The sequence below is a fragment of the Porphyrobacter sp. ULC335 genome, from assembly GCF_025917005.1.
GTDB lineage: Bacteria > Pseudomonadota > Alphaproteobacteria > Sphingomonadales > Sphingomonadaceae > Erythrobacter.
Genome location: NZ_CP078091.1, coordinates 1,206,767 through 1,232,262 on the forward strand (window position 1 = coordinate 1,206,767; position 25,496 = coordinate 1,232,262).

General features: G+C 66.3%; 23 protein-coding genes. 9 read left to right on the forward strand and 14 right to left on the reverse strand.

All coding sequences use genetic code 11. The features are described from left to right. Positions 1–9 precede the first annotated feature (9 nt). Both bchE and bchJ read left to right on the forward strand, forming a co-directional pair. Complete coding sequence (gene bchE, locus KVF90_RS05925) at positions 10–1,635, forward strand: magnesium-protoporphyrin IX monomethyl ester anaerobic oxidative cyclase (RefSeq protein ID WP_264393921.1); 1,626 nt, start codon at positions 10–12, stop codon at positions 1,633–1,635. Continuing rightward, positions 1,625–2,242, forward strand: coding sequence for a bacteriochlorophyll 4-vinyl reductase (bchJ, locus tag KVF90_RS05930; protein WP_264393922.1), 618 nt, complete (start codon positions 1,625–1,627; stop codon positions 2,240–2,242). Before bchE ends, bchJ begins: the two co-directional genes overlap by 11 nt. On the opposite strand, the gene KVF90_RS05935 is transcribed toward bchJ, so the two are convergent. Genes KVF90_RS05935 through KVF90_RS05950 form a run of 4 tightly spaced genes read right to left on the reverse strand, consistent with a single transcriptional unit; the run spans position 2,217 to position 4,653 of the window. Further along, positions 2,217–3,191, reverse strand: coding sequence for a hypothetical protein (locus KVF90_RS05935; RefSeq protein WP_264393923.1), 975 nt, complete (start codon positions 3,189–3,191; stop codon positions 2,217–2,219). The genes bchJ and KVF90_RS05935 overlap by 26 nt on opposite strands. 17 nt (positions 3,192–3,208) lie before the next feature. Next, positions 3,209–3,532, reverse strand: a complete 324-nt coding sequence (locus KVF90_RS05940; protein ID WP_264393924.1) for a hypothetical protein — start codon at positions 3,530–3,532, stop codon at positions 3,209–3,211. Beyond that, entirely contained in the window at positions 3,525–3,740 is a 216-nt protein-coding gene (locus KVF90_RS05945; RefSeq protein WP_264393925.1) for a toxin-antitoxin system HicB family antitoxin, read from the reverse strand. The genes KVF90_RS05940 and KVF90_RS05945 overlap by 8 nt, the downstream gene beginning before the upstream one ends. Before the next feature lie 7 nt (positions 3,741–3,747). Then, positions 3,748–4,653 carry an SPFH domain-containing protein gene (locus tag KVF90_RS05950; RefSeq protein WP_264393926.1) on the reverse strand — a complete coding sequence of 302 codons (906 nt, stop codon included), beginning with the start codon at positions 4,651–4,653 and terminating at the stop codon, positions 3,748–3,750. Between the two features lie 180 nt (positions 4,654–4,833). Between KVF90_RS05950 and KVF90_RS05955 the strand changes: the two genes are divergently transcribed. Both KVF90_RS05955 and KVF90_RS05960 read left to right on the forward strand, forming a co-directional pair. Continuing rightward, a complete protein-coding gene (locus tag KVF90_RS05955; RefSeq protein ID WP_264393927.1) occupies positions 4,834–6,813 on the forward strand; it encodes a TIR domain-containing protein in 1,980 nt (659 codons plus the stop codon). A gap of 50 nt (positions 6,814–6,863) precedes the next feature. Then, entirely contained in the window at positions 6,864–7,106 is a 243-nt protein-coding gene (locus KVF90_RS05960; RefSeq protein ID WP_264393928.1) for a hypothetical protein, read from the forward strand. A 110-nt stretch (positions 7,107–7,216) separates the two neighbouring features. Here the strand turns inward: KVF90_RS05960 and KVF90_RS05965 are convergent, their stop codons facing one another. Beyond that, positions 7,217–9,529: a trypsin-like serine protease gene (locus KVF90_RS05965; RefSeq protein WP_264393929.1), complete on the reverse strand. Its 2,313-nt coding sequence runs from the start codon at positions 9,527–9,529 to the stop codon at positions 7,217–7,219. Positions 9,530–9,692: 163 nt separating this feature from the next. Between KVF90_RS05965 and KVF90_RS05970 the strand changes: the two genes are divergently transcribed. Next, positions 9,693–11,648 carry a hypothetical protein gene (locus KVF90_RS05970; protein ID WP_264393930.1) on the forward strand — a complete coding sequence of 652 codons (1,956 nt, stop codon included), beginning with the start codon at positions 9,693–9,695 and terminating at the stop codon, positions 11,646–11,648. Here KVF90_RS05970 and KVF90_RS05975 read toward each other — a convergent pair. The 4 genes from KVF90_RS05975 to KVF90_RS05990 all read right to left on the reverse strand — a co-directional run bounded on the left by KVF90_RS05975 (position 11,645) and on the right by KVF90_RS05990 (position 16,162). Beyond that, entirely contained in the window at positions 11,645–12,805 is a 1,161-nt protein-coding gene (locus tag KVF90_RS05975) for a GNAT family N-acetyltransferase (protein ID WP_264393931.1), read from the reverse strand. The genes KVF90_RS05970 and KVF90_RS05975 overlap by 4 nt on opposite strands. Beyond that, a complete protein-coding gene (locus tag KVF90_RS05980; RefSeq protein WP_264393932.1) occupies positions 12,802–13,635 on the reverse strand; it encodes a cupin-like domain-containing protein in 834 nt (277 codons plus the stop codon). Before KVF90_RS05980 ends, KVF90_RS05975 begins: the two co-directional genes overlap by 4 nt. A 94-nt stretch (positions 13,636–13,729) precedes the next feature. Beyond that, entirely contained in the window at positions 13,730–15,568 is a 1,839-nt protein-coding gene (locus KVF90_RS05985) for a gamma-glutamyltransferase family protein (protein WP_264393933.1), read from the reverse strand. A 48-nt stretch (positions 15,569–15,616) separates the two neighbouring features. Then, complete coding sequence (locus KVF90_RS05990) at positions 15,617–16,162, reverse strand: DUF2306 domain-containing protein (RefSeq protein ID WP_264393934.1); 546 nt, start codon at positions 16,160–16,162, stop codon at positions 15,617–15,619. A 163-nt stretch (positions 16,163–16,325) separates the two neighbouring features. On the opposite strand from KVF90_RS05990, the gene KVF90_RS05995 reads away from it, so the two are divergent. Then, positions 16,326–17,153, forward strand: a complete 828-nt coding sequence (locus tag KVF90_RS05995; RefSeq protein ID WP_264393935.1) for a LytTR family DNA-binding domain-containing protein — start codon at positions 16,326–16,328, stop codon at positions 17,151–17,153. 62 nt (positions 17,154–17,215) lie between these two features. Here KVF90_RS05995 and katG read toward each other — a convergent pair whose 3' ends face one another. Beyond that, entirely contained in the window at positions 17,216–19,435 is a 2,220-nt protein-coding gene (katG, locus tag KVF90_RS06000; RefSeq protein ID WP_264393936.1) for a catalase/peroxidase HPI, read from the reverse strand. A 178-nt stretch (positions 19,436–19,613) separates the two neighbouring features. Between katG and KVF90_RS06005 the strand changes: the two genes are divergently transcribed. Continuing rightward, positions 19,614–20,228, forward strand: a complete 615-nt coding sequence (locus KVF90_RS06005) for a DMP19 family protein (RefSeq protein WP_264393937.1) — start codon at positions 19,614–19,616, stop codon at positions 20,226–20,228. Here the strand turns inward: KVF90_RS06005 and ahpF are convergent. Beyond that, positions 20,225–21,814, reverse strand: a complete 1,590-nt coding sequence (gene ahpF / locus KVF90_RS06010; RefSeq protein ID WP_264393938.1) for an alkyl hydroperoxide reductase subunit F — start codon at positions 21,812–21,814, stop codon at positions 20,225–20,227. The genes KVF90_RS06005 and ahpF overlap by 4 nt on opposite strands. A gap of 311 nt (positions 21,815–22,125) precedes the next feature. Further along, on the reverse strand, positions 22,126–22,692 hold the full coding sequence (gene ahpC, locus KVF90_RS06015) for an alkyl hydroperoxide reductase subunit C (protein ID WP_264393939.1): 567 nt from the start codon (positions 22,690–22,692) through the stop codon (positions 22,126–22,128). Positions 22,693–22,972: 280 nt separating this feature from the next. Here ahpC and KVF90_RS06020 point away from each other — a divergent pair, with 280 nt between their 5' ends. Next, entirely contained in the window at positions 22,973–23,245 is a 273-nt protein-coding gene (locus KVF90_RS06020; RefSeq protein ID WP_264393940.1) for a hypothetical protein, read from the forward strand. Between the two features lie 46 nt (positions 23,246–23,291). On the opposite strand, the gene aroC is transcribed toward KVF90_RS06020, so the two are convergent. Continuing rightward, the gene (aroC, locus tag KVF90_RS06025; RefSeq protein ID WP_264393941.1) at positions 23,292–24,362 is read right to left on the reverse strand and encodes a chorismate synthase; all 1,071 of its coding nucleotides are present in this window, start codon (positions 24,360–24,362) and stop codon (positions 23,292–23,294) included. A gap of 78 nt (positions 24,363–24,440) precedes the next feature. On the opposite strand from aroC, the gene ruvA reads away from it, so the two are divergent. Then, a complete protein-coding gene (gene ruvA, locus KVF90_RS06030) occupies positions 24,441–25,049 on the forward strand; it encodes a Holliday junction branch migration protein RuvA (RefSeq protein WP_264393942.1) in 609 nt (202 codons plus the stop codon). A 113-nt stretch (positions 25,050–25,162) separates the two neighbouring features. On the opposite strand, the gene KVF90_RS06035 is transcribed toward ruvA, so the two are convergent. Then, on the reverse strand, positions 25,163–25,480 hold the full coding sequence (locus KVF90_RS06035) for a GIY-YIG nuclease family protein (protein WP_413677043.1): 318 nt from the start codon (positions 25,478–25,480) through the stop codon (positions 25,163–25,165). Positions 25,481–25,496 lie beyond the last annotated feature (16 nt).

A 25,496-nucleotide genomic window follows, 5' to 3' on the forward strand; every position in this document is an offset into this window, starting at 1 on the left:
AGTCGGCCCATGCGCATTCTGTTCGTTCATCCCAACTACCGTTCCGGCGGAGCCGAGATTGCCGGCACCTGGCCGCCCGCATGGGTCGCCTATCTCTCCGGCCCGCTTAAGCGCGCAGGCTTCGACGACATCACCTTCATCGACGCCATGACCGAGGGGCTGTCGGATGAGGAACTGGCGGAGCGGATGGCCGCGCTCCAACCGGATATCGTCGGCACAACCGCTATCACCCCGTCGATCTACGCCGCCGAACGCGTGCTCGAAGTCGCCGCCTTCACCGTGCCCAAGGCCGTGCGCGTGCTTGGCGGCATCCACGCGACCTTTATGTATGCGCAGGTGCTCGCCGAGGCGCCGCACATCGACGTGATCGTGCGCGGGGAGGGCGAGGAAATCGCGGTCGAACTCTTCACTGCGATTAAGGAAGGCCGCTGGCCGCAGGACGCGCGCGCCATCAAGGGCCTCGCCTATCGCGAGGGCGAGACGGTCATCGCCACCGAAGCTGCCGACACGATCAAGGATATGGCCTCGATCAAGCCCGACTGGGACGTGCTTGACTGGAGCCAGTACACCTACATCCCCTTGGGCACCCGCGTCGCCATCCCCAACCTCGCGCGGGGGTGTCCCTTCACCTGTTCGTTCTGTTCGCAGTGGAAGTTCTGGCGCGATTACCGGGTGCGCGATCCGAAAGACGTGGTCGACGAGATCGAGGAACTGCACGAAAAGCACGGCGTCGGCTTCTTCATCCTCGCCGATGAGGAACCGACCATCAACCGCAAGACCTTCATCAAGTTCTGTCAGGAGCTGATTGACCGCGGCCTGCCCGACAAAGTGAAGTGGGGCATCAACACCCGCGTCACCGATATTTACCGCGACAAGGAATTGCTCTCCTTCTACCGCCGCGCCGGCCTCGTCCATGTCAGCCTCGGCACCGAGGCCGCGGCGCAGATGAAGCTCGACCGGTTCAACAAGGAAACCAAGGTCGAGGAGAACAAGGAAGCGATCCGGCTGCTGCGCGCGGCGGATATCTTCGTCGAGGCGCAGTTCATCGTCGGCCTCGACAATGAAACGCCCGAAACGCTGGAGGAGACCTTCCAGATGGCGTGGGACTGGCAGCCGGATCTCGCCAACTGGGCGATGTACACGCCCTGGCCCTACACGCCGCTGTTCGAGACGCTGAAGGACCAGGTCGAGGTCCATGATTTCAGCAAGTACAACTTCGTTACCCCGATCATGAAGCCCGCCGCGATGGAGCGGGGCGAGTTGCTCGACGGAGTCATGAAGAACTACCGTCGCTTCTATATGCGCAAGGCGCTGTTTCACTATCCGTGGCGCGGCACCGGCTTCCGGCGGCGGTACTTGCTCGGGTGCCTCTATGCCTTCCTGCGGGCGGGCTTCAAGCGGAGCTTCTACGATCTCGGCAAGGCGGGCTACTGGGGACCACAGACCGCGAAGAAGGTCGAATTCCACTTCGACGAGAGCCGCCTCGCCGCTGCCGACGCCGCGACCGACTGGGTGACCAATGCAGACAAGGCCGCGCAGGCGCAGGAGCGCCGCGAGGCAGTGCGCGCGCAGATGAAAGCCCGAGGGAAGGAACGCGGTGAGACACGCCGGCGGGACCGGATCGATGTCGATTGAGCGCCGGTTACTGCCGCGCCGCAAACCCGGCGCGCTGATCGGACCGAACGCCGTCCTTCAAGCGGTGGCAGTGATGGAGGAACGGCTCGGGCACACCGAGACCGCCGCGATCCTCGCCGATGCGCAGATCGCGCGGCTGCCGAGTGGCGCGCACATGATCCCCGAGATCGAGGCGCTGCGGCTGCACCGCTGGCTGGCGCTGCACGATCCGATGGGCGCGCTTGTCATCGCCGAGGAGGCGGGAGCGCGCACCGCCGACTACATCATCGCCAACCGCATTCCGCGTGCCGCCTGCTGGCTGCTGCGCCACCTGCCCCCAAGCCTCGCCGCGCCGCTGCTGATGGCCGCGATCAGGAAGCATGCATGGACCTTCATCGGCGCGGGCGTGTTCACACCCAGCGGAGCATGGCGTTTCACCATCGACCGCAGCAAGGCCGATGACAGCATTCCGCCGCCACCCAGCCTGTTCCTGTGGTACGCGGCGGTCTTCACCCGCCTCTACCGCATGCTGGTGGCAGGCGACTGCACCTGCCGGATGGATGAGGCCGGGCAGGACTTTCCGCCCCGCCGCGCTTACGCGTTCATTCGGGCGCAGGGCCGCAGCTGAGGCGGATTTCGCTCAAGGCGAAGTCATAGGTGATGCTTGAACAATGGCTGATCTGGTCGCGGCCGATGCGGGTCAGCAGGTCGGGCCGGCCCCTGCCCTTGCGGCGGCTGACGAGAATGCGATCCTTTTCGAAGCGCGGGTCATCTTCGGCGATCTCGCCCACCCGCTTGGGATCGCCATAATCCTCCACCCGCACCGCGAAGCGCGCCACCGCCAACTCGCCGAGCATGATCGGCTCGGCGATGCGCATCATCCTGGTCGGGCGCTCGACCCCGAAGTTCATTACGGCGATGCCGTCGGATGCCGGTTCGAACCCGCCTTCCTGATGGGTGGCGATGAAGTTGGCGGTGGGCGCGGTGACGAGGTTTTCGGCCCGCTGCGGCGCAAACACCATCGTCAGCTTTTTCTTGCCGACCATGACCTGTGTCCCGAGCCGCGTATCGCGCTCGCCCCCGCTGCGGGTCATCGCAAAGCGCTGGATGGTCTCATCCGCGCCGGGCGGCGCAAACATGAAGGTGACCTGCTTGTAAGGCAGGTTGTGCACGCCGATCACGCCATCGGCCTTGCGCGAGGCGAAACGTTCGCTCCAGCTGATGGTCTTTGCTGCCGGCAGCCCGTCGCCGAAGTCGATGGCCTGCACGGCGCTCAACCCATCGACCACGACCGGGCCGAAGCGCCAGCCGCGGCGCGTCTGGGGCAGCAGCTGCAACCGCGCCGCGACCGCGCTGTTGATGACGGGCGGGCCGAAGGAGTCGCTGCTGACCTCCAGCCGCAGGGGAACGCCGTTGAGTGTCACGGTGATGATGTTGTCACCCTCAAGCACGAGAGCATCGAGCAGCGGCGCTGCGGGGGCGGCGATGTCCTGCGCCGTGGCAAGAGCCGGGACAGCGAGCAAGCCGAGTGCTGACAGGGCTGTGTGAAAATGTGCGACCATTGCTGCAAAACGCATCGGGCAGCGCGCCGTTCCTATCGCCCGCCGCGCGCCTTGCGCTCGGCCTCGCGCTGCTGGCGCAGCAGTTTCTCGACATCGACCACTTCGGCGCGGGCCTTCATCCAGCGGATGCTCGCAAGGCTCCAGACCAGCGTCACCGCCAGGTATAGCGCCAGCGCGGCCCAGAATTCAGGACGACCTTCGAGGCTTTCCGCGTAGATGGCAAACACCACGGTCGGCACCGCGAACACCGCCATCCACACGCCGAATTGTGTCCACCCGGCTTTGCCCCGCGGCACAATGGTGAAATTCCACGGCCCGCGCCGGTACATCACAAAGGGCTTGTCCTGTTCACGCATCGCTATCTCCTTCAGGGGCGGTGCCCGGCGGGCGTCCGCGCCTCGGCGCTTCGCTGCGCGCAGGCCTGACCCCGCGCCGCGCCAGCGCCTCGCGCAGCAGCACCTCGATCTCGGCGTTCACGCTGCGCAGCTCGGCATCGGCGAGCCGCTGGACCGCATCGTGAAGCGCCGGATCGAGGCGCAGGGGAAAGGCTTTCTTCCCGGTCATGGCACGATCAGTAAAGCGACCCTGCGTTGACCACCGGCTGCGTGTCACGCTCTCCGCACAGCACGACCATCAGGTTCGACACCATCGCCGCCTTGCGCTCGTCGTCGAGGTCGACGACGCCCCGCTCGCTGAGCTGGGCGAGCGCCATTTCCACCATCGTCACCGCACCTTCGACCAGCTTTTTGCGCGCCGAGATCACCGCTTCGGCCTGCTGGCGGCGCAGCATCGCCCCGGCGATCTCGGGGGCATAGGCGAGGTGGGTGAGGCCGCATTCGTCAACCGTGATGCCCGCGACCGACAGACGCTCGATCAGGGCGGCGCGCAGTTCCACGCCCACTTCCTCGTGATTGCCGCGCAAGGTGACTTCGAGATGCTCGATATCGTCGTAAGGGTAGCGCGATCCGATCGCCCGCACCGCCGCTTCCATCTGGGCGGTGACGAATTCGCGGTAATCATCAACATCGAACAGCGCCTGCGCGGTGTCGGTGACACGCCACACGACCTGCGCGGCCATCTCGATCGGGTTGCCGCGCGCGTCGTTGACCTTGATCGTCTGCGAAATCACGTTGTTGGCGCGCACCGCGATCTTGGTCTTGCCGAGCCACGGCAGCACCCAGCGCAGACCTTCGTTGCGGTCGGTGCCCTTGTAAGCGCCAAACAACTGGATCGCGGCGGCCTCGTTCGGGTTGATCATGTAGAAGCCGGTCAGGATGAACAGGCCGACGAAGCCGATCACCACAGCGCCGATCAGAGGCAGGCCGTTCGGCGGGCCTTCACCCGAGACGGCGCTGAAGAACAGCCACGCGGCAAGCGCGACCATCGCGAGGCTGACGAGCAGCATGACATAACCGCTTTGGGTCGCCGCCGGCATTTCCCGGCTACGGTTGAGGGCGGGGGTATCAGCAGGGGACATGACGAATCTCCATAAACGATATAATTGTGATATCACTTTTATATCATAGGTTGGGGCTGTCAAGAGGATCGGGCATCTGCCACGCACCGCTCCGTGCGTATCGACACTTGGCGCGGAGGGCGATTTGGCTGTAGCAGTCATCCAAGGTATTCTTACGCAGGGCGAGGGGGGGAAGGTCAGGTGAGTGGCGACGACAATCCGAGCCTCGCGCCGCCCCGGCTGTTCATCAGCTATTCGCGCACCGATCTGGACCGCGCCCGCCCGGTGATCGACCTGCTCGAACAGGGCGGGTTCGATGTCTGGTGGGACGGACGGCTGGAGGGCGGGGAGAATTTTCTCCAGACCACCGAGAACGCGCTCGAGACCTGCGCATGTGTGGTGGTGCTGTGGTCGGCAACCTCGGTCAATTCGCACTGGGTGCGTGACGAGGCGCAGCGCGGGCGCGAGCGCGAGTGCCTGGTGCCGCTGACCATCGACGGGACATTCGCGCCGCTCGGTTTCCGCCAGTTCCAGCTGCTCGACATCAGCGGCTGGGACGGCAAGCCCGATAGTGCCGAGGCGGCGCGCATTCTGGTCGCTGTCAGGGCCAAGGCAGGCGAGGCTTCGCCCCCCGCAGCCCCGGTTCAGCGCCGTCCAGACCCCGTCCTGCCTGCGCCTACCGTGCAGCAAACGGGCGGTCTTGCGCTCTCGCGGCGCACCCTGATGATCGGCGGCGCGGGCGTCGTAGGGGGCGCTGGCCTGCTTGGCGCATGGCAGTTCGGCCTGCTGGGTTCGCCAGCTTCTGCCGCGATGTCGATGGTGGTGCTGCCCTTCGCCAACGAAACGGGCGATCCGGAAAAGAAGTATTTTTCCGATGGCCTCTCGCGCGAATTGCGGTCGGTTCTGGCGCGCAATCCGCGCCTCAAAGTCGCTGCGCCCGCGTCATCCTCGGTCGAAGGCGAGGATGACTTCGCGCTCGGCCGCAAGCTGGGCGTGGCCCATGTCCTGCGCGGGAGTGTCCAGCGCGACATGGCCAGCGTACGGGTTGGGGCCGAGCTTGTGGCGGTCGAGGACGGCGAGGTGCTTTGGTCAGACAGTTTTGACCGCGCGCTCGAGAATCCCTTTGCAGTACAGTCAGAAATTGCCGAGACGGTGGCGCTTGAGCTGGTGGCTCAGATCGCGTCGGACACCGAGGCCAAGCAGTCTCTTGCCGCGCAGAGGGAGATCGGCGGCACGCAGTCAGTGGCCGCGTACGAGGCGTTTCTGCGCGGCTTTGCGCTGTACGAACTCTCCGCGGGCGACGAGACTGATCGCGCCGCGCTGGTGCAGTTCGATTCCGCCACCGCCGCCGATCCCAACTACGCCGCCGCCCACGCGATGCGGTCGACCATGCTTGCCGCGATCGCCAATAATGTCTCGAGCGACCAGAGCGAAACCCGCCGGCTGTTCGACGAGGCGGTGGCAGCGGCGGAACGGGCGGTGGCGATCGAAAAGCGACTGGCACGCGGGCACCTCGCGCTGGGCTTTGCGCTCAACAACGGACGGCTCGACCGCACCGCTGCCACCCCGCACTACCGCGCCGCCGAGGAGCTCGCGCCCGGCGACGCCGATGTGCTGCGCGCAGTGGCGAGCTTCCATGCCTATGGCGCGGATCAGGCGCTGGCCGTGAAGATGATCGCCAAGGTGCTTGAGCTTGATCCCCTCAACGCCCGCGCGTTTCGGTCGGCGGGGTATATCGCATTGTTCGCGCGCGATTATCCGAAGGTCATCGCCGATATGGAGCGGGCGCTGGCGCTCAACCCGAGCCTCGCCAGCGCGCAGTTCGCGGTCGCCATTGCGCGGCTGATGGAGGGCGATGCTGCCGCCGCGCTGAAAGCTGCGGAGGCCGAGACAGGCGAGGCCTATGCCCTGACCGCCGCGGCCATTGCCAAGCACCGGCTGGGCGATGCCGCGGGGGCCGATGCTGCAATGGCGCGGCTTTCGGAGGCGTTTGACGACAGCCATTACCAGCAGGCCGAAGTGCTCGCCCAGCGCGGTGCCACGGCGGAGGCGTTGACTCGGCTTGAGGCAGCCTATGCCGCGCGCGATCCGGGGATGTTGTGGACGCACAATGATCCGCTGCTCGATCCCCTGCGCGGCGAGGCGCGGTTCAAGGATTTGCTAATCCGCCTCGGGTCATGATAGCACCGCCCTTGCGCCCATTCTGGGGCGTGTTTGAGGGGGTTCTCAACATGAAGAAAATCGTTACTTTTGCGATGGTTGCTGGCGGCGCGCTGGCTCTGGCTGCATGCGGCGGCAAGACCGAAGAGGCCCCCGTGGCCGAAGCGACTGCCGAACCCGAAATGATGGCTCCGGCTGCTGAAGCGACCGATGAAGCCGCTGCCGCTGCCGAAGGTCTTGACCCGACCGGCAACCCGATCGGCCCGGCCGCAGACGCGCCCGCCGCTGGCGAAGAAGCTCCGGCGGCTGAATAAGCCCAGGTATCAGCCCCTGCGCGAATGTTTCACGCGAAACATCGCGCGGGGGCACCCCTAGAGGGGGTCTAGAGGGGGTCTAGACGGGGTCTGGAGCGCGCTGAACCGGGTCAAGGTCCGGTTCGCCCGTGTCTGAACCCCGGCAGATTCTGGGCGAGCCATTCCTGAACCTTGGGATGGCCGATGCGGACAAACCGGCTCGCGATGCCTCTCGTTCCGCAATCCACCCCTGAACTTACCACGCCAATCAAGGTCGGCACGCCCTTCTTGTCGCCATAGGTGATCAGCGGGCCGCCGCTATCACCGGTACAGGCCTGCTCCCTCTTCGCCCCTGCTGCGCACAGGATCGAATCCTTGCGCTCGTCTCTGAACTTGGTGAGTTCGGTGCAGTCGTTGGCGTCTTGCAGCAGCAGCCGTGCGCCCTGCAGGAAATCAGGCGTCTTTTTGCCGCCAAAGGCGGTCCGCCCCCACCCGAACACAAAGACGGGAGCCTGCGCCCGGACCGGTCGTTCGGCGAGCGTCCGGCGGTCGAGATTGATGTGCCTGGCAACATACAGGTTTTCACCTCTGGTTCCCGAGCGTGGGTCATACTGCACCAGCGCGATATCGAACTGCATGGTGTTGCGCCTGTAATCCTTGTGCGGGATCACGCGCAGGATCTTGTAGCTGGTGCCTTCTTCCGAGAGCGGCTGGATCACCCCGAGCCTGACCTGATGCCCGCCCTTGTCGAGGGTAATGCCGCCTTCGTCGGTCACGCAATGGGCCGCCGTCAGGATCCATCCGGTGCGAATGAGGGTGCCGCCGCACAGCACACGATCATGCAGCGGCACTTTCTTGCCATTCACCACGGGCGGCCGCCACAGCATGGCCTGCCACGGGGCCTGCTCGATTCGTGCCACGGTGAAGCCGTTGACGACCCGGGTGACATTGTCGCACAGCGTATCGGTATAGGCGACGCCTTCATACACCACGACGGTGGTGGTGCAGCGCCGCGCGCGCTGTTCCGCGCGCTCGCGTTCCTCGGCCTCGCGTTCGGCCTGCTGGGCAGCGGCGATTTCTTCGGGGGTCTGATCGGGCGGCAGGTAATCGGTGGCGAGCAGCAAGGGGGCCGAGGGATCGGTCTCGCTCAGCTGCATGACAAACCGGCACGCGCTGGATCGGCCCGCATCGCACTGATCGGCATAAAGTTCGGCGGCGCGGGACACATCCTGCGCCAGCAGCGCGCCATCGGCCAGCGAATCCGCAAGCAGATGGCAGGCATCGGCCGAGCCGCTTTCGCAGCCGCGCACAAGATAGTAATCGGCGCGTTCGGGCTGGCCCATGCCCGTATCGCGCCACGCATCAAAGACCAGCGACGCCGCGGTGGTGCAAACCGGGCTCGCCTCCGCCTCGCATACCGCGCCCAGCAGTTCCAGTGCGCGCGGGCGGTTTTCGAGCGGACCATTCTGCTGCGCCATCAATTCCCCGAGCCTGCGGCACGCTGCCAGATCCGCATTGTCGCAGCGCGATGTCAGCAACGGCTCCTCGCGCAGGTTGGCGGCATCGGCGCAGGTCCCGCTTTCGGCCGCACAGGCGCGGTCGAACAAGGCGAGCGCCGCCGCGCGGTCGGAGGGAGCGCGGCGCAGGGCTGCCTTGGCCATCCTCGCGCAGCCCCAGCCATCGCCCGCATCGCAGGCGAGCGCTTCGTAGGCGAGCACGGTTGCGCCATGAATGCCTTCGATCGCGGTCCAGTGGCGTTCGGCGTCATTGCAAGCGTACCTGTCTCCCGCGCGGCATAGTCGGTCGAGCAGAGCGCGGCCTTCGGCCTTGTCGGCGTCGCTGCGGTCGCTGCCGAACAGAAGGTCGGCAAGGGTCCGGCAGGAAGCCTGCCAGCCGGCCTCGCAATTGCGGCGGCGCAGCGCTTCCGTCGCCGCCGGGTCGGCCTCTCCCAGAGTGCCAGCGGCCAGATCGTCAGCTTCGGCATCGCAAGCCTCGAGCGAGCCGAGGCGGCAGCCGCGGGCGATCATCACAGCCGCTTCGTACTCGTCCGCAGCCCGGCGCTCGTCATCGTCGTTGTTCACGCTGTCCAGCAAGCGGCCCAGCCGGTAGCAGGCACTCGCCTCCGCTGCGGCGCAGGCCTTGCGATAGACCAGTTCGGCAACCGGGCGGTTCTGCGGGCGGCCCTCGCCGCGATGATAGGCCCAGCCAAGGTCGGAACAGCCCGCCATCTGGCCGGCATTGCAAGCCGCCTCTGCGGCATCGGCGGTGGCGGTTTCGCGCGCGATCTCTTCGGCAGGCTTGCCGGGCCGGGCGCGGTCGCTCGTGCGTTCGGCGTAGCTGCGCGGGATCGGCGCATCCTGCGCCCATGCGGGCGTTGCCGCCGCTGCCAAGGCCAAGATCAGCGCCGCCAACATCCCCGGCACCTTCACTGGCAACTTGCCCATCGTCATGCCCCCCGAAAACCTCCTGAAATATGCGCTTTTCGCTGGAGAAGGTCAAACCTGCGGGGCTTGGCGCGCTTCGCGCTTGTAAGCAGGCCAAGCGAGTGATTAAGCAGGCTTTGGGAAGCTTGCGGCGTGGCGCGGGTGGGGGGGAGACGACGTAGCGATGCCAGCCAGCCTGCCTGCTCCGGTGCGCGACAGCTGGCAGCCGCATCTGGCGCTCGGGATCACCGGGCACCGTGCCACCAACCCGGTCTTTTCCGCGCACGCTCCCGCGATTGCCGAAGCCTTGGCGGGGCTGTTTGCGCAGATCGATAGCATCGCCGACAGCCTGCCCGGCACGCGCGGGGCGGTGCGGTTGCACAGCCTGCTGGTCGATGGCACCGATCAGATCGCCGCCGAGCTTGCCCTGGCTCGCCACTGGGAGTTGGCCGTGCCGCTGCCCTTCGGTGCCGCGCTGAACTGCGCGATCAATGCTCACCCCGAAACGCTGGCCGATGCCGATGCCATCTTGGCGGGCCGCGCCGCGAGCGATCCGGCGGTCGAGGCCAAGGCGGCGGCGATCCGGGCGGTGACTGCCGCTGCCAGCTGCTTCGAAATCGCCGACCGCGATGCCGAGGTTGCGAAGCTGTGGCGCGCAAGCCTCGCCGATCCGGCTGACCGCGCCGCCGCCCGCGCGTTCGAGGCGCTGGCGTCGGACAATGTCGCGCTGGCGGGGCGCGTGATGATTGAACGCACCGATCTCGTCATCGCGGTTTGGGACGGCAAGGTCGCCAATCTGCCCGGCGGGACGGGGCATACGGTCACCACCGCGCTGATGATGGGCGCGCCGGTGTTGCTGATAGATCCCGCAGCGCCCGGCACGTGGCGGATCCTCAATCGGCCCGAGGAGCTGGGCCAGCCTGCGACAATGGCCGAACCCGATCTCGCGCGGCTCGAAGCGATCATTCGCGCGGCGGTGGTGGTGGAAGGGTGGAGCCCTGCGCTGCTCTCTGCCGAGCAATGGCGCCCCCACTCCAGCCGCGCCTTCGGGCTGTATCGCCGGATCGAACGGGTGTTCGGCGGCGGGCACTGGTTCGGCTCGCTCAGGCAGGATTACGAAGCGCCCGATGCGATTGCCACCGGCAGCGGGGCAGAGGTGGTCGCAGCGGCAGAGGCGATGCCGGGCGGCGATCCGCAGGTCGCGCAGCAACTCGCCAGCGATGTGCTGCCGATGCTGGCCTGGTCGGACGGCGTCGCCAACCGCCTCGCCGATGCCTATCGCAGCGGGATGACGGTCAATTTCGTGCTGGCGGCGCTGGCGGTGATGATCGGTATCCTGTTCCTGCCGACGCAGCTCATCGAATACAAATGGGTCTTCGCGCTGGTCGAGCTGGTGTTGCTCGGCGGCATTTTGGTGATGACGGCGGCAGGATCGCGGCTTGGCTGGCACCGGCGCTGGTTCGCGATGCGGCGGGTGGCGGAGTACCTGCGCCATGCGCCCGCGCTGCTGCTGCTCGGCGTAACGCGGCCGACGGGGCGCTGGCCGCGCAGCGACAAGGCCGAGTGGCCCGAGCACTTCGCCCGCCACATGTTGCGCGATGTAGGCCTGCCGCGTGCGGCGGTGACCAGAGATTACCTCAGAAGCGGCCTCGCCGGCGTCGCGCGTCCCCACGTGATTGCCCAGGCCGCCTATCACGAGATGAAGGCGGAACGGCTCCACAGGGTCCACCACCGGCTCGACAAGGTTGCCGAGAGCTGCTTCGTGCTCGCGGTCGTTTCGGTGCTGGCCTATCTCGGGCTGAAGGGCGCAGGGATTGCGGGGCTGGTGCCGAAGCACCTTGCAAGCGATCTGTCGCCGATCTTCACCTTCTTCGGGGTGGCGTTTCCCACCCTTGGTGCCAACCTTTCGGGCATCCGCTATTTCGGCGATTTCGAACGCTTCGCCGCTATTTCGCGGGTGGCGGCCGAAAAGCTGCGCGAGATCGAGGCGCGGATCGGGCTGCTGCTGTCAGGGGCGGATGATGCGGTGACCTATGCTGCGGTCGCGGATCTGGTCCACGCGCTCGACGAGGCGGTGGTCGAGGAAATCGCCAGCTGGCAGGCGGTGTTCGGCGCCAAGCACCTCGCGCTTCCGGCTTAGGTCTGGCTGATACCCACCTGCGCGCGCATCAGCCGGTCGAACAGCGCGCGCCGTGCACTCCCGCCGATCCCGACGGCAACGCTGCCGAAGGCGCGGCGGTCGGGCCACAACGGATCATGCGGCGCATCGCGGACCGCGCAGCTATCGAACAGGGCCAGCCCCTCGCCTGCGGACAGCTCTGCCACCCGGCGCATCAGCAGCCGCCCCGGCGCGAAGCTGCGGAACGCTTCGTCAAAGGCCATCTTGAAGCCGTACCCCCGGCCCTGATCGACCATCCAGCTGGTCATCGCCACGATGCTTTCGCCCGCAGTCAGGCTGGCGAGCCGCACCGTGCCGCGCCGGTGGCCTTCGCGGATCACTTCGCGGAACAGCCCGGCCGTGGCGGCGTGGCAACCGAGCGCGCTGGCGGCACGCCCCTTCCACCCGGCGCGTTCGAGCGCAAGGAAGGCCGCCAGCCACGGCTCGCAATCTTCCGGGCGCGTGTGGAGCACCAGTTGCACCGCGCCATGAGCCTGCGCGAGCTTGCCCTCCAGCCCGTCCAGCCGCTTGTGCAGCTTTCGCTCAGCGCGCGGATCTGCGGCGGTGCTTCCCGTTACCCGCGCAGGGCGGGTGGAGCTTTGGCAAAGGTGCAGCGCGCGGCCCTGTTCGGCGCAGAGGCTCGCCAGCGCGAGGCCGGCCGGATCCCCGAGCGGCAGGGTTTCGGCATAGAGGCCCAGCGCCAAGCCGGGATGGCGGTCGAAATGGGCGAGCAGTCCCTGCCAGAAGGCCTTCTCCGCCCCGGCGCGCACCAGCGGGGTGCCGATGAACTGGTTGGTGCTGTGCCAGCCGTGGAAACTCGGCACCGGCCAGCGCCCGATCCGCGGCTTCAAGCTCAAGGGCAGCGCCCCCACCCACGCACCCGCGGCGTCCTGCACCACGGCAAGCCGCATTGATCGTCCCGGCCCGCAATGGCGCAGGGCAGGCTCCATGAACCAGTCGGCCGCGAAGACATTGCCCGGTGCGGCGTTGGCGGTGAGCGCGGCCCAGCGCCGCCGTTCCGGCAGGGAGAGGCGGGCGGGATCGAGCAATTCCGCACGCAGTCCGCCGCCCGCTGGCGGGCTGGCATGGGCCTGCGCCTGCGGGTCGACTATCAGTCCGGAACCATCCAGCGGCTTCATACCAGCCCGATCCGTTGGCCCGCCCGGCTTGCCGCTGCCCGCAGCCACGGCGCACCGCTGCTGGCAGAGGGATCATAGGCCGGCAACCCGATCCGCCGCAGCAGCTGGTTGAGGCTGAGCGCATCGGCCACAGCGCGGCTCTTGCGGCTTTGCCATGTCACCGACAGCGAGATCGAGGGCGCATCGCCGGCCCGCACCCAATGCGGCGCGGCATGGGGCACGAACAGCGCATCGCCCGGCGCCAGCAGATGCTTGTTACCCGCCGCCGCGTATTCGGCGCGCCATTCGAGCATGTTCTCGCCCGCGCGATGATAGGCTTCGCGCTGCGCCAGATCGAGGAAGGGCGGGGCGGACGGATAGGCGGCGAAGACCTTGTCTCCGGCGATCTGGAACAGGATGTTGTATTCGGCATCGAAATGGAACGGCGTGCGGGTGCCGGGGGCGGAGATGAAGGCGAAGCCCTTGATGTCGAGCGCCGGCCCGGTCGCGGGGCCGATCATCGGCGCAAGCTCTGCCAGCAGACGTTCAAGCAGTGCGCGGTATTCCGGCAATTGTTCGATATAACGTAGCATGACCCACGCCGAAGCGGCTCCGCCTGCGGCAATGGCATCGGCCGGATGGGCATCATTCTCGATTATGCGGAACGCTGCGGCGTCGGCGGCATCGTGGACCCGGCGCTCGACCTGCTGGCGCGGCAGGGCGCGCGCGGCTTCGGCCAGCGCGGCATAGCCGAGCAGTGGCTCGGCGGCGAGGTGATGGCGCAGACGGCCCGGCTCACGCGGGTAGCGTTGTGCCAGCTGGTGCACCGAGGGAAAATCGATCAGCGACATGGATGCGACCCTGCGCGAGAAACACGGCTCGATCCCGATGGCCTATCCAGAGCCAATGAAAGTCCGGTTAACGCAGTGGCTTAGGCATGGCGATCTAGTAGCCGCTGGCCTGCCCGTCCTTCCGCATCTCGGTCGCGCCGGTATAGACCCCTGTCACGGGATCGCGTACAATCGCCTGATAGCCGCCGAACGGGATGCCGGTGCTCTCCACCTCGACATTGTGGCCCATCGCCCGCAGCGCCTCCACCGTCGCCGCGGGAATGCCGGGTTCGACCTGCAGCACGCCCAGCGTGTCGACGGGTGCCGTGTCGAAGGGGCTGCCCGCCAGCGCATCGGTCGGCTGGCGGCCGCCATCATGGTGCAGCCGCGCGGCATCGCCCGCCTCTTGCAGGTTCATGCCATAGTCGACGAGGTTGATCAGCACCTGCACATGGCCCTGCGGCTGCATCCCGCCGCCCATCAGCCCGAAGCTCATCCACGGCTTGCCGTCCTTCCTGATGAAGGCCGGGATGATCGTCTGGAAGGGCCGCTTGGCGGGGGCATAGGCATTGGGGTGCGCGGGATCGAGGCTGTAGAGTTCCCCACGGTCCTGAAACATGAAGCCGAGCCCGTCGGGCACCAGCCCCCCGCCCATGCCGCGATAGTTCGACTGGATGAGGCTGACCATCATCCCGTCCTTGTCGGCGACAGTCATGTAGGTGGTGTCGCCCTCACCCTCCAGCTTGGGCGCGATCAGTGCGCCGGGGCTGAACGCCGGAGTGGCGCGCGCGGGATCGATCAGGGCGAAGCGCTGCCTGCCGTAATCGTCGGAAAGCAGTTCGGCGGGCGCTCGGGCGAAATCGGGATCGGCATAGAAGCGGGCAGCGTCTTCAAAGGCGAGCCGCTTGGCTTCGGTGATGTAATGCAGCACTTGCGGAGAGCCGCGCTCCCACTGCGACAGGTCGACGTTCTTCAGGATGTTGACCATCTGGAGCGCTGCGAAGCCCTGCGAGTTGGGCGGCAGTTCGCACAGTTCATAGCCCTTGCGGTAGGTGACGCATGCGACATCGACCCACTCGCTGTCATGGGCTGCGAAGTCCGCAAGCGTGAAGGCGCTGCCCTGCCGCTGGAGGTAGTCCACCATGACCCGCGCGGTTTGGCCTGCGTAGAACTCGTCGCGCCCGCCCTTGGCGATGGCTTCCAGCGTGTTGGCCAGATCGGGATTGCGGAACACCTCGCCCGCGCGCGGGGCGCGGCCTTCCTTGAACCAGGTCGCGCGGGCATTGGTGAAGTCGAACATGGTCGTGGCCTGTTGGCGTTCGTAATTCTTCAGCCCGCGGTCGAGATACATGGCGATCACCGGAGCGACGGGGTGGCCTTCGCGGGCGTAGCGGATGGCAGGTGCAAGCACTTGCTCCATCGGCAGCGTGCCGTAGCGCGCGTGCATGTCGAACCACGCATCGACCGTACCGGGTATGGTGACAGGCAGTGCGCCGACCGGCGGCAGGCTGGTTGCGCCTGCGGAGAGCTTGGCCTTCAACTGCTCCAATGTCTGGCCCGCAGGCGAGCGGCCCGAGCCATTGATGCCGACCAGTTGCCCGGTCTCGGGATCATGGACAATCGCGAACAGATCGCCGCCGATGCCGTTGCCGGTCGGCTCCATCAGCCCGAGCGCCGCGTTGGCGGCAATGGCTGCGTCGACCGCGCTGCCGCCCGCCTTCAGGATGTCGAGCGCGATCTGGGTGGCGAGCGGGTGGGCGGTCGCGGCCATGCCGTGCGGGGCGATGACCGGACTGCGGCTCCACTGCGCGCCGACGGGGCGGGCACCGGGGCCGATGCCCTTGGTGGCCTCGGCTGTGGTGGCGGCGGGGTTGGGCGCATCCTCGGCAAGTGCAGGGTTGGCGAGGAAGGCGGCGGCGCCTGCGAGGAGCAGGGAGCGGGTGAGCTTCAGCATGGGAGCGCACCCTAAGCCCCGATCCGCGCCGCGCAAGGGCGCTTCGGCTTACCCGAACAGCATCACGTTCATCATCCGGCCCGGGATCAGGAAGGCGGCGATCCCGGGGATCATCAGCGCCAGCAGGTAGGTGCGCACCAGATGGTTCTTGTGCCCGCGGATGTCGCCCTTGCGGGCGGTCGTCATCACCTTCCATGCGGCGTGGAAGGTCAGCGGCACGAACAGGTGGATCCAGCTGAAGCTGCCGCTTGTCTGGATGAAGATCGCGGTGGTGGCGGTGATCAGCATCAGCACCAGCCACAGCTTGCCCAGCCGCTTGTGCATCGCTGTGCCCTTGCGCGCCAGCAGCAGCCAGCCCCCCAGCGGGATGGTCGGCAGCACCGCGCCGACGTGGAGGATCAGCGGCAGCTTGGCATAGTGGCCAAGGTCGCCCACCATGCCGAGCGCCGCCTTGCCCAGCGCCACGACGACGGCGAAGCTCATGGTAAAGCAGGCGAGGCTGATCGCGGTGCGGGTGGCGGGGCCGATGTCGAAGCCGGAAGCAGGCTTGGCGGCAGCGACTTTGGAGGCGAAGGGCAGGGTGATGGCGTTCATGGCGGGTCTCCTCGATGCGATGGGTGGTTGCCGAGACCGGTGTGCCGCCGCCCCGTTTGCGGGCAATCGCACTTGCGCAAATGGCGCGGGCCTTGCGCGAAATGTCCGCACATCCTGCGAACTGCCACTTTACGAAGCGCGAGCGGGCATTCAGACCAGCGCCATGACTGCTCAACCCGCCTCACCGCAGCACGCGCTTGTGCGCCGGATCATCATCGATCTGGCGGCGATGACCGCGATCGGCGTGTTCCTTGCCATCATCGGCCCGTTCGGCAGCATCGCCGCGCCGCTGACCGAACGGCTTGTGACATGGATCGGCTTCGCGTGGCTCGGCTATGCCTGCTACCGCCCGATGCAGAGTGTGGCGACATGGGGTGAGCGCACGCTGGCCCTGCCGCGCTGGGGCGTGCTGGCGGCGGCGGTGCTGGTGGGGACCGTGCCGATGACGGCGGCGGTGCTGGCGATCAACAGCAAGCCGTTCGGCAGCATCGGTTGGCCCGGTCTCGACGTGGCGATGGGGACCTATCTTTCGGTGCTGGTGATCGGCGGGGCTGTGACGGTGCTGTTCAATCTGGTGCAAGGCCCCCCGCGCGCGCCCGCTCCTGCGATGACGCAGCCGGCAGCGCCGATGCCGCCGCAGCCTGCTCCGGACCCGATTTCTGCGCCTGCAACTCCGCCGCCCAATCCGCTGCTCGACCAGCTCCCCGCCGAGCTGGGGAGCGACATCGTCGCGCTGGAGATGGAGGACCACTATGTCCGCGTCCACACCGCGCTGGGATCGGCGCTGGTGCTGATGCGGCTGCGCGACGCGATGGTGCTGGTCACCGGTATCGAGGGGATGCAGGTCCACCGCAGCTGGTGGGTGGCGCGCGGCGCGGTGGAGGATGTGCTGCGCGACGGGCGCAACGTCCGCCTGAAGCTGGCGCGCGGGATCGAAGCCCCCGTCGCCCGTGCCAAGATCGCCGACCTTAAAGACGCACGCTGGATCTGACCCACGAAAAAGGCCCCCGGTGCCGCCACCGGAGGCCCCTTTCTGCTTGGCGCTGCCTCGTATCAGCCGTGGTACTTTGCCCAGCTCACATCGAAGCGATCCGCGTTCATCACCTTGTTCCAGGCCGAGATGAAGTCGCAGACGAATTTGCCCTCGTTCCCGTTCTCGGCATAGACCTCGGCCTGCGCGCGCAGCATCGAGTTTGATCCGAAGACCAGATCGGTGCGGGTGGCGCGCCACTTTTCCTGGCCCGTCGCACGGTCAACGCCGACATATTCCTCGTCCCCGCTCTCGTCCACGGGCGACCACTTGGTCCCCATGTCGAGGAGGTTGCGGAAGAAGTCCGGCGTCAGCTTGCCGGGGGTTTCGGTCAGCACACCGATGCGGTGGCCGTGGTGGGCATGATCGCTCACCGCGCCCAGCGCCCGCATCCCGCCGACCAGCACCGTCATCTCGGGGATCGACAGGCCGAGCAGGTGCGCCCGGTCGATCAGCATCTCCTCGGTGCGGACCTGCGCCTTGGTCTTGAGGTAGTTGCGGAAGCCATCGGCAAAGGGCTCCATCGGTTCAAAGCTTGCCGCGTCGGTGTGCGCTTCCGTGGCATCGCCGCGGCCGCCCATGAACGGCACGGTCACGTCATGCCCGGCATCGCGTGCCGCCTTCTCGACCGCTGCCGAGCCGGCCAGCACGATCGCGTCGGCCATGCTGAGGCTGCCGCGGTGCGCATCGATGGTGTCGAGCACTTTGCCCAGTTCAGCCGGATCATTGACCGCCCACGAACGCTGCGGGGCAAGCCGGACGCGCGCGCCGTTGGCACCGCCGCGGTGGTCCGAATTGCGGTAGGTCGAGGCCGAAGCCCAGGCCGCCTTGACCAGCTCGCGCACAGACAACCCGCTGCCGAGGATCGCCGCCTTGAAGCGGGCGACTTCCGCGTCCGAGGGCGTGGTGCCCGCCGGAACCGGATCCTGCCAGATCAGTGTTTCCGACGGCACTTCCGGGCCGAGGTAACGCACCTTGGGCCCCATGTCGCGGTGGCACAGCTTGAACCACGCGCGGGCGAAGGCATCGTCCAGCGCCGCCTGATCGCGGTGGAAGCGCTCGGAGATGGCGCGGTAGCCCGGGTCGTTCTTGAGCGCCATGTCGGCGGTGGTCATCATGGTCGGCACGCGCTTGTTCGGATCGCGCGCGTCGGGGGCCATGTCTTCGGGATCGGGGTTGATCGGCTGCCACTGGTTGGCACCGGCGGGCGACTTCACCAGCTCGAAATCGTACTTGAAGAGGATGCGGAAGTAGTCGCCGCCCCACTGGGTCGGGTTGTTCGACCAAGCGCCCTCGATCCCCGAGGTGGTGATGTTGCCGCTGGCGATCTCGTCAGCATCGTTGAGCCAGCCGAAGCCCATCAGGTGCAGGTCTTCGCTTTCGGGCGCGCCGCCGAAGGTGTCCGCCGGGTGCGCGCCGTGGGCCTTGCCGAAGGCGTGACCGCCCGCGACCAGCGCCACGGTTTCCTCGTCGTTCATCGCCATGCGGGCGAAGGTTTCGCGCATGTCGCGGGCCATGCCCTCGGGATCATGCGGGTCGCCCTGCGGCCCTTCCGGGTTGACGTAGATGAGCCCCATCTGGATTGCCGCGAGCGGATTTTCGAGCGCTTTGCCTTCTTGCGCGTTGATGCGTGTGGCAACGCCTTCGTTGACCCACTGCTCCTCGGTGCCCCAGTAGACAGACTCAGGCTCGAACACATCCGCGCGCCCGCCGCCGAAGCCGAACACGGGGCCGCCCATGCTCTCGATCGCGACATTGCCGGTGAGGATGAACAGGTCAGCCCAGCTGATGTTCTTCCCGTACTTCTGCTTGATCGGCCACAGCAGGCGGCGCGCCTTGTCGAGGTTGCCGTTATCGGGCCACGAGTTGAGCGGCGCAAAACGCTGCTGACCGCTGTTGGCCCCGCCGCGCCCGTCACCGGTGCGATAGGTGCCCGCCGCGTGCCAGGCCATGCGGATGAAGAACGGGCCGTAATGGCCGTAATCCGCCGGCCACCAGGGCTGGCTGTCGGTCATCAGCGCGGTCAGATCAGCCTTCAGCGCGGCATAATCGAGCGTGTTGAACGCCTCGGCATAGTCGAAGTCCTCGCCATAGGGGTTCGCGCTTTTGCCCTGCTCGGTCAGGATGTCGACCTGCATTGCTTGCGGCCACCAATCACGGTTGGTGCGGCCCAGCAGGTTGCGCATGTCGTTGCTGCCGTGGAACGGGCAACCGCCGCTGATATCTCCGGTTTTTGCGTCCATGATGTGTCTCCTCTCGAGTTCAGACTCGTCCCTTGCGGGGGTCTATGGCGAGAAGATTACGCTTTCAGGATGGCGCGTCCAATCGATTAATACGCGCTTTTTGATTGAGTGGGGCGATAAGTGGGGTGCATGTGAAAGCGATCTTGTCCGTGCTGTGTCCGCATTCCATAACGTCAGCATGAGCAAAGTCGCCTGTACGCAATGCAGTGCCATGATCCTTCCGCGCACTGCCGCCGAGACAGGTGGTATCTGCATGGCCTGCAAGCAGGGCATCCGCGCCAGCATGGAGGCATCGCGGGAATTCTATCGGAAGCTCAAGGAATACGACCCGCATCGCGAGCTCTGGATCTGGCTGGTCCGCGAAGTGCAGGCCAACCCGGGCCTTGCCAACCTGTCGGAAGCACACCGGCATTACTTCGCTGTCGGCGTGCTGGAGGGCGAGGTCTACAATGGGGGCTTCCACCAGTACTTCTGGAACAGCTCCGGAACCTATTACGCAGACGCAATCGCGGGATTGAAGGCGCTGGAGGCCGAGACGTCACTCTTGATCCTGCAAGCAGCGGCAAGACTTCTGTTCGGAGCCACGCTGCCGCCAGTGGACCGGCATGCTCGCTGGACAGCGATGAAGCGCCGGGAGCGCCTTCAAGGCTGGTTGGGCCAAAGCGGGAAGGCTTCGGCGAAGCTCGATAAGCTAGACAAATCTTTCTGGGAGGACCCGGATCGTCTGGGCGAAAAGCTGACCGCCTTCGCCCAGCAATCCGGCATCCTTAAACCCTTCGAGAAAGAGGTTTAGGCCGCCTGCGCGACTTCCTCCACTGGTTCGTTCCGGATCAGGAAGTCGAACGCGCCCAGGCCCGCTTTCGCGCCTTCGCCCATGGCGACCACGATCTGCTTGTGCGGCACGGTGGTGCAATCGCCCGCGGCGTAGATGCCTGGGATGTTGGTCGCGCCGTGATCGTCGATCACGATCTCGCCATGCTTGCTGAGCTCCAGACCGGTTTCGTGCAGCCATTCGGTGTTGGGGACGAGGCCGATCTGCACGAACACGCCTTCGAGGGTGATGCGGCGTTCCTCGCCATTGGCGCGGTTCTTGACCACAAGGCCGTTCACGCGGGTGCCATCGCCCAGCACTTCGGTGGTCTGGCCGTTGGTGATGATTTCGACATTGGCCATCGAACGCAGCTTGCGCTGGAGCACCTCGTCAGCGCGCAGCTTGGTATCGAACTCGATCAGCGTGACGTGGCCGACGATCCCGGCAAGGTCGATCGCCGCTTCAACGCCCGAATTGCCGCCGCCGATCACCGCGATGCGCTTGCCCTTGAACAGCGGGCCATCGCAGTGCGGGCAATAGGCCACGCCCTTGTTGCGATACTCCGCCTCGCCCGGCACGCCGAGGTTGCGCCAGCGCGCTCCGGTGGAGAGGATCAGCGAACGCGCCTTGAGCGTCGCGCCGTTGGCCATCACCACCTCGTGATAACCGCCCACGTCCTTTGCCGCGCGCAGTTCCACCGCGCGGGCAAGGTCCATCAGGTCGATCTCGTATTCGCCGACATGCTTCTTGAGGCTGTCGGTCAGCTTCGGGCCCTCGGTGTAGGGCGTGCCGGGGAGGTTCTCGATCCCGAGCGTGTCCATCAGCTGCCCGCCGAAGCGTTCTGCCGCGATGCCGGTGCTGAAGCCCTTGCGCGCGGTATAGACCGCCGCCGCTGCACCGGCGGGGCCGCCGCCCACCACCAGCACCTCGAACGGGGCCTTGGCGGCGAGCTTTTCCGCCTGCTTGGCACCAGCATTCTTGTCGAGCTTGGCGAGGATTTCGGCGAGTTCCATCTTGCCGTTGTAGAAGCTCTCACCGTTGAGGAAGGTCGCGGGCACAGCCATGATGTCGCGGCGCTCGACCTCGTCCTGGAACGTGCCGCCTTCGATCAGGGTTGCAGTGATGCGCGGATTTTCGAGCGCCATCAGGGTGAGCGCCTGCACCACATCGGGGCAGTTGTGGCACGACAGCGAGAAGAACATCTCGAAATTGTAGTCGCCTTCCAGCGCGCGCACCTGTTCGATCAGGTCTGCGTCGACCTTCGGCGGGTGTCCGCCGGCCCACAGCAGCGCGAGCACGAGGCTGGTGAATTCATGGCCCATCGGCAGGCCCGCAAAGCGCACCCACTTCTCCGCATCGCTTGCGCGGCGGATCACGAAGCTGGGCTTGCGCGCGTCGGTCCCGTCGAAACGCGCGGTGACGAGATCGTGCTGCGCGGCGATCTGTTCGATGAGCTGGCGGGTCTGGCGCGACTTCTCGCTGTCATCGAGCGAGGCGACCAGTTCGATGCCCTCGCGCAGATTGCCGAGATAGGTCTTGAGCTGGGCCTGCATGGCGGCGTCGAGCATGGGTCAATATTCCTTCGTCATTGCGAGGAGCCCCGCAAGGGGCGACGCGGCAATCCATGAACCGACCGATCCGACGGCGGAAACATCAGACCATGGATTGCCGCGTCGCCTCCGGCTCCTCGCAATGACGAGGAGGAGGGGGCGGGTAACGCGGGACCGGATCGCCCTGCCCCAAAGGGGAAAGGGGCGGGCATATCCGGTCCCGGTCACGACCCGAGAGCGCTGAAAGGCTCTCGGGATTTGCGGCCAGCGCGAGGCTGTGGGGGAGGGGGGAGAAGCCTCGCGCCGGCCGTATGCTTGAGCCCGAAGGCTTAGATCTTGCCGACCAGGTCGAGCGAGGGGGCCAGCGTGTCGCTGCCTTCTTCCCACGCTGCCGGGCAGACCTGACCGGGGTTGGCGCGCACGTACTGGGCGGCCTTGATCTTGCGGGTCAGTTCGTTGGCATTGCGGCCCACGCCTTCGCAGGTGATTTCCATGATCTGGATCACGCCGTCCGGATCGACCACGAAGGTCGCACGGTCGGCAAGGCCAACGCCTTCACGCAGCACGCCGAAGTTGTTCGAAAGCACGTGGTTCTGGTCACCCAGGAACGGGAAGGTCAGCTTGCCGATCTTGTCCGAGGTGTCGTGCCAGGCCTTGTGGCTGAAATGCGTGTCGGTGCTGACGGCATAGACTTCCACGCCCATCGCCTGAAGCTGGCCGTACTTTTCGCCCATGTCTTCCAGCTCGGTCGGGCACACGAAGGTGAAGTCGGCCGGGTAGAAGAAGAACACCGACCACTTGCCGGCGAGATCGGCGTCGGTGATGTCGAAGAAGTCCTTGCCCTTCTGGAAGGCGGTGGCGGTGAACGGCTTGAGAGTCGAACCGATGATACCCATGGGAGTTTGTCCTTATCTGGGGTGGTTGAGAGAGGTCGAAACTGGGATTGAAAGCGACTGGGCCCAAATAGGAAGTTTTGCGCTGCACAAAAGTTGATTGTTGCGATTGCGAAAATCGGAATTTTCAACCGTGACAGCGGGAACCATCGGAAAATCCTGCAAATCGAATGCAGACCCGGCGGTCCGAAACTAACGCAAGTTATTTATGTCACCCGGTAGAATGCGATGGGTCGGCAATCGGGCGGTGGCCGGAAGTTGCTCACCAGGGGAAGTCCATTCTATGTCGCAGCAATATGGCAAGCCTGCCATCGTGCCGGTCGGGTTCGATTTCGAAAGCGCCCGGCTTACAGATGCGCAGGCCTATGTCACTCTGTCGCGGAGCGATGTGCTCGGGATCGTTCAGTCAGCCTTTGAAGCGATCGGACCGGCGAGCCAGAGCACCATCGCGGTGAAGCACGAAGTGCTCGATAATGTCGCCGAGGGCCGCCTCGCCGATGCGCTGCGCACCGCAATCATCGGCGCGGGCAAGGCGGGCTGCACCTGCTGCGACTGACCGGCTTGCCGGACTGAGGAACCAGTAGGAGCCGCCGCGCTCTGCTTTACCCTACCTGCCCGCGGTGCAGCAGCTTGTGATCGGCCAGCACCAGCGCCATCATCGCTTCGACCACCGGCGTGCCGCGGATGCCCACGCAGGGATCGTGGCGGCCCTTGGTGACGACCTCCACCGCTTCGCCCGCTGAGTTGATCGACTCCACCGGCGTGAGGATCGACGAGGTCGGCTTGAAGGCTACGCGGCACACCACCGGCTGCCCGGTCGAAATGCCGCCTGCGGTGCCGCCCGCATGGTTGCTGGCGTAGACCGGCAACCCGTCTTCACCGGGCCGCATCCGGTCGGCGTTCTGTTCGCCGGTCAGGCGTGCCGCTTCGAAGCCGTCGCCAATTTCCACGCCCTTGACCGCATTGATGCTCATCATCGCGGCGGCCAGATCGCTGTCGAGCTTGGCATAGATCGGCGCGCCCCAGCCTGCGGGGACGCCGGTGGCGACGCATTCGACGATGGCGCCGAGTGATGATCCGGCCTTCCGTGCCTCGTCCACCTTGGCTTCCCAGCGCTTGGCGGCTTCGGGGTCGGGACAGAAGAACGGGTTGTTGGCAATCTCGCTGTAGTCGATCCGCGCCGGATCAATCCGGTCGCCGCCCAACTCGCACACGTAAGCCGTGATGGTGACTTCCGGGATCACCAGCCGCGCCACTGCGCCAGCCGCGACCCGCGCCGCTGTCTCACGCGCGCTGGAACGCCCGCCGCCGCGATAGTCGCGGATGCCGTATTTGGCGTCATAGGCGTAATCGGCATGGCCGGGGCGATAGGACTGGGCGATGTCGGAGTAATCTTTCGACCGCTGATCGGTGTTCTCGATCATCAGGCTGATCGGGGTGCCGGTGGTCTTGCCCTCGAACACCCCGGAAAGGATCCGCACCAGATCATCCTCGCGCCGCTGCGTGGTGAAGCGGCTGGTGCCCGGCTTGCGCGCGTCCATGAAGGGCTGGATGAACTCCTCGGATATGGCGAGGCCCGGCGGGCACCCGTCAACGACCGCGCCCAGCGCAGGCCCGTGGCTCTCTCCCCAAGTGGTAAAGCGCAGCACGCGCCCGAAGGTGTTCCAGCTCATGCCACGCCATCTGGCGCAAGTGTGGGCATCTGTCCATAAAGGCTGGACGCCGTGTGCGGCTTGAGGCAGGAACAAACCATGATCGCCAAACTCTCAGGCAGGCTCGACGCGACCGGCGAGGACTGGGCCGTGGTCGATGTCGGCGGGGTGGGCTACCTCGTCCACTGCTCCAGCCGCACGCTTGCCGCGCTGGGCGAGGTGGGGGAGGGCTGCACCGTCCACACGCAATTGCAGGTGAGCGAGAACGACATGCGCCTGCTCGGCTTCGCCGACAGCGCCGAGCGGGACTGGTTCCGTCTGCTGACCGGTGTGCAGGGCGTGGGGAGCAAGGTGGCACTGGCGATCCTCTCCGCGCTCTCCACCGGAGACCTCCGCGACGCCTGCGGCAAAGGAGACGCGGCGATGGTGGCCCGCGCGCAAGGCGTGGGGCCGAAGCTGGCGGGGCGGATCGTCAACGAGCTGAAGGACAAGGCGGGCGCGATGCCGGGCGGGAGCGGCGGCTTTGCGGTTGGCGTTGCGGCGGCGCCTGCGGGGAGCAGGGGCGCAGACGCGGCGAGCGCGCTGGAGAACCTCGGGTTCAAGCCCGCGGTCGCGGCACAGGCGGTGGCACGCGCGCTGGAAGAACTGGGCGAGGGTGCGAGCGAGGGCGACCTGATCCGCGTGGCGCTGAAGAAGGCGGCGGGGTGATGGGCATTGCCCAACACCGTCATGCTGAACTTGTTTCAGCATCCATCCTTCCCACCGCGCCTTCGGTGCCTGAGGAGAAATGGACCCTGAAACAAGTTCATGGTGACGGGTTCTCAGAGATGGTTGAGCGGCGGCAAACCCAAACCGACCGCCAGATCATGCCAGTCGCGGTTCTCGCTCTCGATCAGGTTGATCTTCCATTGCCGGTGCCAGCGCTTGAGTTGCTTCTCGCGCAAGATCGCGCCTTCCATGTCGCCGAACAGCTCGTAGCGAACGAGACGGTGAACCTTGTGGCGGTTGGTGAACCCCGGGACGCCGCCGTTACGATGCTGCCAGAGCCTGCCGATCAGGTCGCTGGTGACGCCGATATAGAGCGTGCCATTGCGCTGGCTCGCGAGGATGTAGACGCAGGGCAGGCGCTCGTGCCGCATGGTACTGAGGATGCGG

Bases quoted from the DNA above. Each gene is read 5' to 3' on its own strand.
- KVF90_RS06020 (WP_264393940.1), top strand. From the start codon at position 22,973: ATGTCGCAGCAATATGGCAAGCCTGCCATCGTGCCGGTCGGGTTCGAT.
- KVF90_RS06035 (WP_413677043.1), bottom strand. From the start codon at position 25,480: ATGCGGCACGAGCGCCTGCCCTGCGTCTACATCCTCGCGAGCCAGCGC.
- KVF90_RS05965 (WP_264393929.1), bottom strand. From the start codon at position 9,529: ATGGGCAAGTTGCCAGTGAAGGTGCCGGGGATGTTGGCGGCGCTGATC.
- KVF90_RS05960 (WP_264393928.1), top strand. From the start codon at position 6,864: ATGAAGAAAATCGTTACTTTTGCGATGGTTGCTGGCGGCGCGCTGGCT.
- ruvA (WP_264393942.1), top strand. From the start codon at position 24,441: ATGATCGCCAAACTCTCAGGCAGGCTCGACGCGACCGGCGAGGACTGG.
- KVF90_RS05980 (WP_264393932.1), bottom strand. From the start codon at position 13,635: ATGTCGCTGATCGATTTTCCCTCGGTGCACCAGCTGGCACAACGCTAC.
- katG (WP_264393936.1), bottom strand. From the start codon at position 19,435: ATGGACGCAAAAACCGGAGATATCAGCGGCGGTTGCCCGTTCCACGGC.
- aroC (WP_264393941.1), bottom strand. From the start codon at position 24,362: ATGAGCTGGAACACCTTCGGGCGCGTGCTGCGCTTTACCACTTGGGGA.
- ahpC (WP_264393939.1), bottom strand. From the start codon at position 22,692: ATGGGTATCATCGGTTCGACTCTCAAGCCGTTCACCGCCACCGCCTTC.
- KVF90_RS05975 (WP_264393931.1), bottom strand. From the start codon at position 12,805: ATGAAGCCGCTGGATGGTTCCGGACTGATAGTCGACCCGCAGGCGCAG.
- bchE (WP_264393921.1), top strand. From the start codon at position 10: ATGCGCATTCTGTTCGTTCATCCCAACTACCGTTCCGGCGGAGCCGAG.
- ahpF (WP_264393938.1), bottom strand. From the start codon at position 21,814: ATGCTCGACGCCGCCATGCAGGCCCAGCTCAAGACCTATCTCGGCAAT.
- KVF90_RS05970 (WP_264393930.1), top strand. From the start codon at position 9,693: ATGCCAGCCAGCCTGCCTGCTCCGGTGCGCGACAGCTGGCAGCCGCAT.
- KVF90_RS05985 (WP_264393933.1), bottom strand. From the start codon at position 15,568: ATGCTGAAGCTCACCCGCTCCCTGCTCCTCGCAGGCGCCGCCGCCTTC.
- KVF90_RS06005 (WP_264393937.1), top strand. From the start codon at position 19,614: ATGAGCAAAGTCGCCTGTACGCAATGCAGTGCCATGATCCTTCCGCGC.
- KVF90_RS05940 (WP_264393924.1), bottom strand. From the start codon at position 3,532: ATGCGTGAACAGGACAAGCCCTTTGTGATGTACCGGCGCGGGCCGTGG.
- bchJ (WP_264393922.1), top strand. From the start codon at position 1,625: ATGTCGATTGAGCGCCGGTTACTGCCGCGCCGCAAACCCGGCGCGCTG.
- KVF90_RS05935 (WP_264393923.1), bottom strand. From the start codon at position 3,191: ATGCGTTTTGCAGCAATGGTCGCACATTTTCACACAGCCCTGTCAGCA.
- KVF90_RS05995 (WP_264393935.1), top strand. From the start codon at position 16,326: ATGACTGCTCAACCCGCCTCACCGCAGCACGCGCTTGTGCGCCGGATC.
- KVF90_RS05990 (WP_264393934.1), bottom strand. From the start codon at position 16,162: ATGAACGCCATCACCCTGCCCTTCGCCTCCAAAGTCGCTGCCGCCAAG.
- KVF90_RS05945 (WP_264393925.1), bottom strand. From the start codon at position 3,740: ATGACCGGGAAGAAAGCCTTTCCCCTGCGCCTCGATCCGGCGCTTCAC.
- KVF90_RS05950 (WP_264393926.1), bottom strand. From the start codon at position 4,653: ATGTCCCCTGCTGATACCCCCGCCCTCAACCGTAGCCGGGAAATGCCG.